At 42.2% G+C, this 5,739-nt stretch carries 6 protein-coding genes and 1 pseudogene; 5 read left to right on the top strand and 2 right to left on the bottom strand.

What is annotated here, in order from left to right:
* On the bottom strand, positions 1 to 170 hold a 170-nt coding region (locus EOJ37_RS13495; RefSeq protein WP_155522507.1), incomplete at its 3' end, for a transposase.
* Between the two features lie 218 nt (positions 171 to 388).
* Here EOJ37_RS13495 and EOJ37_RS15115 point away from each other — a divergent pair.
* Positions 389 to 592 (top strand): annotated as a pseudogene (locus EOJ37_RS15115) (IS1 family transposase); the annotation flags it as partial.
* A 1-nt stretch (position 593) separates the two neighbouring features.
* On the opposite strand, the gene EOJ37_RS13485 reads toward EOJ37_RS15115, so the two are convergent.
* Positions 594 to 905 (bottom strand): winged helix-turn-helix domain-containing protein, encoded by a 312-nt coding sequence (locus EOJ37_RS13485; protein ID WP_127960418.1) that lies wholly within the window; start codon positions 903 to 905, stop codon positions 594 to 596.
* A gap of 190 nt (positions 906 to 1,095) precedes the next feature.
* Between EOJ37_RS13485 and EOJ37_RS13480 the strand changes: the two genes are divergently transcribed.
* The 4 genes from EOJ37_RS13480 to EOJ37_RS13465 are packed head-to-tail and all read left to right on the top strand — an operon-like array spanning position 1,096 to position 5,473.
* Entirely contained in the window at positions 1,096 to 2,085 is a 990-nt protein-coding gene (locus tag EOJ37_RS13480) for an AfsA-related hotdog domain-containing protein (protein WP_127960417.1), read from the top strand.
* 5 nt (positions 2,086 to 2,090) lie between these two features.
* Positions 2,091 to 2,744, top strand: a complete 654-nt coding sequence (locus tag EOJ37_RS13475) for an HAD family hydrolase (protein WP_127960416.1) — start codon at positions 2,091 to 2,093, stop codon at positions 2,742 to 2,744.
* Complete coding sequence (locus EOJ37_RS13470; protein WP_127960415.1) at positions 2,741 to 3,970, top strand: cytochrome P450; 1,230 nt, start codon at positions 2,741 to 2,743, stop codon at positions 3,968 to 3,970. Before EOJ37_RS13475 ends, EOJ37_RS13470 begins: the two co-directional genes overlap by 4 nt.
* A 6-nt stretch (positions 3,971 to 3,976) precedes the next feature.
* On the top strand, positions 3,977 to 5,473 hold the full coding sequence (locus EOJ37_RS13465) for an MFS transporter (protein ID WP_127960414.1): 1,497 nt from the start codon (positions 3,977 to 3,979) through the stop codon (positions 5,471 to 5,473).
* Positions 5,474 to 5,739 lie beyond the last annotated feature (266 nt).

Genomic DNA, 5,739 nt, shown 5'->3' with positions numbered 1-5,739 from the left:
CTTTCAGGAAGATCTCGCCAGGGAGCACCAGAGCAAAGCACCCAAAAGATCCCGTTCATTACAGGCCTATGTTCAAGGTAGGGTCGACCGCCTCTTACACGATTACGTTCAGGCGGCAACAGGGGGGAAATGAGCGCCCAAGCTTCATCAGGGACATCATAACGAGCCAAATTCAAAAGCCTCTTCTCGACTAAATATCGCTAAATTGTACAAAAAATAGTTACGGGACACACCCTAGTATTCATGTTCCTTGTCCGCGTTGTCAGTCTATTCAAGTTTAGTAGCATGGGCGAAGCCCTAAAGACGATGAACGATTTCGTTACCGTGATTGCCATCACGTCTTTCAGCTCACTCCCTTCAGAATGCATGGTAGCCAGCGATAACTGCCGGGAGCTTTGCCAGAGCAGTACCGCAGGATAGGCATTTGACCGGCAAAATTTTTACGTCGCGCATTGGGCGTAACAAGTTGCCTTTGTGCACTCATCTTAAACGCTTGGCACGAAAAACGATTTGTTTCTCTCGCTCTGTCGAGATTCATGAAAAAGTCATCGGAGCCTTCATTGAAAAATACATGTTCTACTATATTTTTTAAATCACACAGTGGCACAACGAATTAGTTGTGCAAGACCCGGAAGTTCATTATTAATCTCTTCCCAACACAGCACGGCGACAGCCATATTACCTTTGTCCACCACTCGAATAAGTCCGGCTTCACGTAGCACTTTGAAGTGGTGTGAACGAGTCGCACGCGAGACTGTAAGGCCAAAGCTAGAACAGTGTCGCTCAGTTCCCGGTTTATCAGATAATAGACCACGCATAATTGTTAGCCTTACAGGATCTGCTAGAGCTTTAAAAACTTTAATAATATCAAATGAAAACTTACGTTCTGCAATATTTCTTTCCATCTAATCCTCCTGAATCACATATTTTTAAAATTTTGTTGACAAATAGCAAAAAACCTATAACAATTCCATTTTGTTAGATGATCATCTAACGTTTGTTCTTTATGATGCGGTCGGGGCGAGCGGCCACCTCACTATGAGTTAGTGAAACAGCCCTAGTTATAGGATTAGTAATTGATTTAATGGAGCCAGTATGTCTTTTATCGAAAGTAGCGAGTCAGAACTCATAAACAAAGTCGATTCATATAATGTTCAAAATACTATACCGAAATCATATGTTCACCGTACCATGGTAGGTGAGGTATTTCTAACAGATATCAAAAAGATCCACGACAATAAATATGTTACCGTAGGTTACCTTCCTAAATCACACAGTTATTTCAATGATTTATTCTATCAAAAAACGAATGACCGAGTCTATGATGCTATTTTGTTGTTAGAAGTTTGTCGGCAAACGTCAATCTACGTTACTCACCACTTCTTTTCTGTTCCATACAGTGCTAAATTTGTTTTTGATAATGCTGATTTCACCTTATTTGATAGTGAGATACCGTATAAAACTGAGTGCTCAACCATTCTCGTTGTAGTTGATATTATTGAGCGTAAGTTCAGAAGATCGGAACTTAACGGACTGGTTTTCCACATGGACATCTATGTTGATGGTTACTGTTATGCGCAGAAAATCATGAGCATTTCGTGGATGGATGACAGGAAATGGTATCGTTTGCGTAGCCAAAGGCCACTAGAATGCTATGACACTACCTCTGTGGTACCTGCAACTTCGTTCGAAGTGGGGCGTCAATTGTTGCAAAACGTGGTGGTCGGTAACTTAGATATTCACAACTCTGGCGTGAATACCACGTTGATCGTAGACCAGTGTCATCCCTCGATTTTTGACCACCCGCTTGATCACGTTCCTGGTATGTTGCTGATAGAGGCTTATCGTCAGACCGCATTGCTTGCGATTCTAAACCGTTTAGGTGCTCAACATTTTGATTTAGTTATCAAGCGCTATAATGTAAATTTCAAAACCTTTTGCGAATTTAATTTGCCCATCTATTGCCATGCCAATATAGGAAACCTTTATTTTAAAAAAGGCAAGAAAAATATTATTGTCTCAATGGTGATTTCGCAAAATAAGCAAATCGTCTCTGAAAGCGAACTAACTATCACATTTAAGTAAAATATATGAAAATAATATGGTTTGACTTCGGTGGTGTGCTATCTCCATCAATTCCTGATCTTTTTACTTCTTATTACCTGAAAACCGGAATTCCTCCAGTAGTATTGCAAAAAGCAATGAAAGAAGTAGCCGACGATATGAATATGGATATGTTAGCAGCGATTGAGAAGGCAATTATTACTGAGTATGAGTGGGGCACACGTATCCGCCAAAAACTTAACCTGTCTTTTCCAGAAATAAATTTATCGAAAGCTAGGTTGGAACAATTTGGAAAACAATGGTTTGAAGGTGTTTTGCCAAATAAATTAATGATTGATCTATTTTACAAAATAAAATTAGCTGGCCTGAAGGTCGGAATTCTCACCAATAATGTACTCGAATGGGAGAACCATTGGAAGCGGGTAATTGGGATTAGTGGTGATGTCGATTTAATTGTCGATTCCTGTAAGGTTGGATACCGCAAGCCAGAGGCTGAAATCTTTACTATCGCCACTCAGCAGGCCAATGTCTCTCCAGAGGAGTGTCTGCTGATCGATGATGTTCTGGAGAACTGTATTGCAGCCGAACAAAGCGGCTGGCATACAGTTCATTTCAAGGATAACTCTGATGCAGTAAAAAAAGTCATGGAACTGCTACTAAAACAGGAGGTTTTTTTGTGAATAAAGATAATGTTGTATGGCCCTCAGTTACCGATATTCCGCATTACGACGGCAAACCGTGCTATGAGATTCTGGAACAATCAACTTATCAACGAACAGGAAAAATAAAACTTTTGAGTGGGCATGAAGCTTGGCATGTGATTAATTATCACGATGTTAAAAAAGTATTAGCTAGTAATAGCTGTTTGCGTGAGCCTTCAAACTTACCAGGTGCACCAAGTATTTTGCCGACGCTGACACCGAAAGATTTACTGCTAAATCTCGATTTTCCTCACCATTCCCGTATGAAGCGCTTTGTTGCGAAGGATTATAGCACCAGTGGACTTGTGTGGCTTGCTCCACACATGGTGAATATAATTGAAACGCTAATACAGACTGTCTGTACAAGGGAACAATTTGATCTGTATCAAGATGTACTAGATCCATTGGCCGTGCAAATAAACTGCCTACTACTAGGAATTCCACTTGTTGAGATTGAACACTTTCGAGTTCTTAGTGTGACTGTACAAAAAGCTAATCCACAGCAAGTACAAGATCTTGTGGAGAAGTTTACGGCACTTTATCAGTATATTTTTGAACATGTTACTGGTGTGCGACAACATACTAAAGATGGACTAATTTCCCGTTTTGTAGCAATGCGTGAGAATGCTACCCCTCAACTAAATGATGAAGAAATCACGGCTCTTCTGTTAGGTTCGCTTCTGGGAGGAGACCAAAATACTCTAACGATGATGACCAAAATTTTCTATGCCTTATTGTTTACTGAAACGCTATGGCATCAGATAGTAAAGCACCCAGAGACAACAGAACAAGTGGTAAATGAGCTTATTCGCCTCACCAACCTCGGAACCGCATCAACATTCCCGCGAATCTGCAGTAAATCGATTGAAGTTTCTGATATTACCATCCCTGCAGGAGCGACAGTTTTTCCGGACGTCTATCTCGCCAATCGCGACCCAACGGTGTACATCGATCCTTTAACAATTAATCCATTCCGCAATGGACTGCGTCATCTACAGTTTGGTTATGGTATGCATCACTGTATGGGGCAGGAACTAGCAAAATTAGAAATATGTACGGCGATAAGAACAATAGCACGACTTGTGCCTGATTTACGGTTATCCAATGAGGTGCTGCCAGAAAATTTCTTTTGGGATGAGGGGATTATTCTTAGAAGACCAACACAACTTCCTGTTTCTACTATCCGTAAACAAAATAAAGGTTAACCAATAATGGAATCACAATTTGTTGAAGAAAAGTCACGGAATATTTTGCTCCTTACATGCATTCTGATTGCAGTCTTTGTAGTACCAACGTCTATTTCTGGGACAGCTATTGCGTTACCAGCGATAAATGCCGAACTTCACTCACAAACAGCAGAGCTCCAATGGGTAGTTAATGCATTTAACCTAACTTTCGCCAGCTTCACGCTAGCTTGGGGAGGGATAGCAGATGTATTTGGTGGTAAGCGTTCATTTATTTCTGGTGCAGGTCTTTATTTTATAGCATCCTTACTATCATGGAATGCTACTAATATTTATATACTGGATGCGGCACGAGCTCTAGCTGGTATCGGTGGTGCCGCAATTTTCTCCTGCGGTAGCGCCATCCTTATTCAAACTTTTAATGGTATTCAAAGAACACGCGCTTTTGCACTATTCGGCACCACTGCCGGATTGGGTATCACCTTAGGCCCAACTCTCTCCGGCTGGTTGCTAGACGTGGCAGGCTGGCGGGATATATTCATCGTCCATGCTATTGCATTGTTGATTGTCTTGATGCTCGCATTTAGCATTCCAGCCGCATTAAAGAAAACGGAGAAGCTCGCTCTCGACATTGTTGGAATATTGCTTTTTATCCTGACGCTATTCCTGCTGATGAGCAGTATTACTCAGGGTGCAGAACGAGGCTGGAACGATAGCTTCACTCTCAGCCTGCTAGGCTCAGGATTGATTTTCCTGCTGTTGTTCGTAGCGGTTGAAAAGCGTTCGCCAAACCCGATGGTCAACTTTACATTGCTTACCAACCACTATTTTTTGTCGATGATTTTGATCCCCGTGGTAGCAAGTTTCAGCTTTGTGACACTTCTGACCTGGTTCCCGACTTGGTTAATATCCATCAAGAGCCTGTCCCCGTTCGATTCTGGACTTGTAATGCTGGCATTAACCTCACCAGTACTGATATTGCCGATTATTGCTGCCAAACTGGTTACTCGTGGCATTCGTGCCGAGTTGCTACTAGTGACTAGTTTAGTACTATTTGTTGGCGGATTGCTATTACTGTGGACTTTTAACCAAGGCAACATTTCAATAGCACAAATTTTGATTAGCCTGCTCTTAGTAGGAGCTGGCATGGGGCTGTCGGCGGGGCTAGTTGATGGCGTAGCATTAAGCGTAGTTTCCTCGCATGAAGTTGGGCGAGCCGCCGGTATCCTTAATACTTTCCGGTTAGGGAGTGAAGCTATAGCAGTTGCCATCTACGGCTCTCTGATGTCGATCGGTATTTTCCGTTCTCTGGACGAAAAATATGTTCCAGAAGGCATCTCTGCACACCAATACTTAGCAGATGTCGTGTCAGGAAATGCATTTAGCTCATCGAGTATGAGCCACACCAGTTGGCTCGAAAAGGTTTACACCAATGCCTTCAGCGATACCCTGCTAGTTTTGCTGGTTATTTCATTGATCCTTTCGATTGCTATTATGTGGATGATGCGCAAGAAGAATGTCTAGCATTGCTATTACAAAATATTAACATTCTCATCCTGGAATCGAACGATAGTTGTGTGTAACTGCCGGTGAATCAAAGGTAAGCATCCGCTTATCTCACCTTATTGCGTATTACCGTGCATGAGTGTAAACATCCGGCGAACTCACCTTGCGAGTTTATGTTAAGCGGTTAAGGTGAGCGGCAGATTAGGTGGATGAGGAGAAGGTGTTACCGGGCAGGGGCAGCAGTTGGTCCAGTTGACTGTTTTTCCACGTTGGAAGATGTGTCA

The organism is Serratia microhaemolytica (assembly GCF_004011885.1).
GTDB classification, from domain to species: domain Bacteria; phylum Pseudomonadota; class Gammaproteobacteria; order Enterobacterales; family Enterobacteriaceae; genus Serratia_G; species Serratia_G microhaemolytica.
Note: the sequence above shows the minus strand (reverse complement) of the source record. Positions and strands in the feature narration are given on the sequence as shown.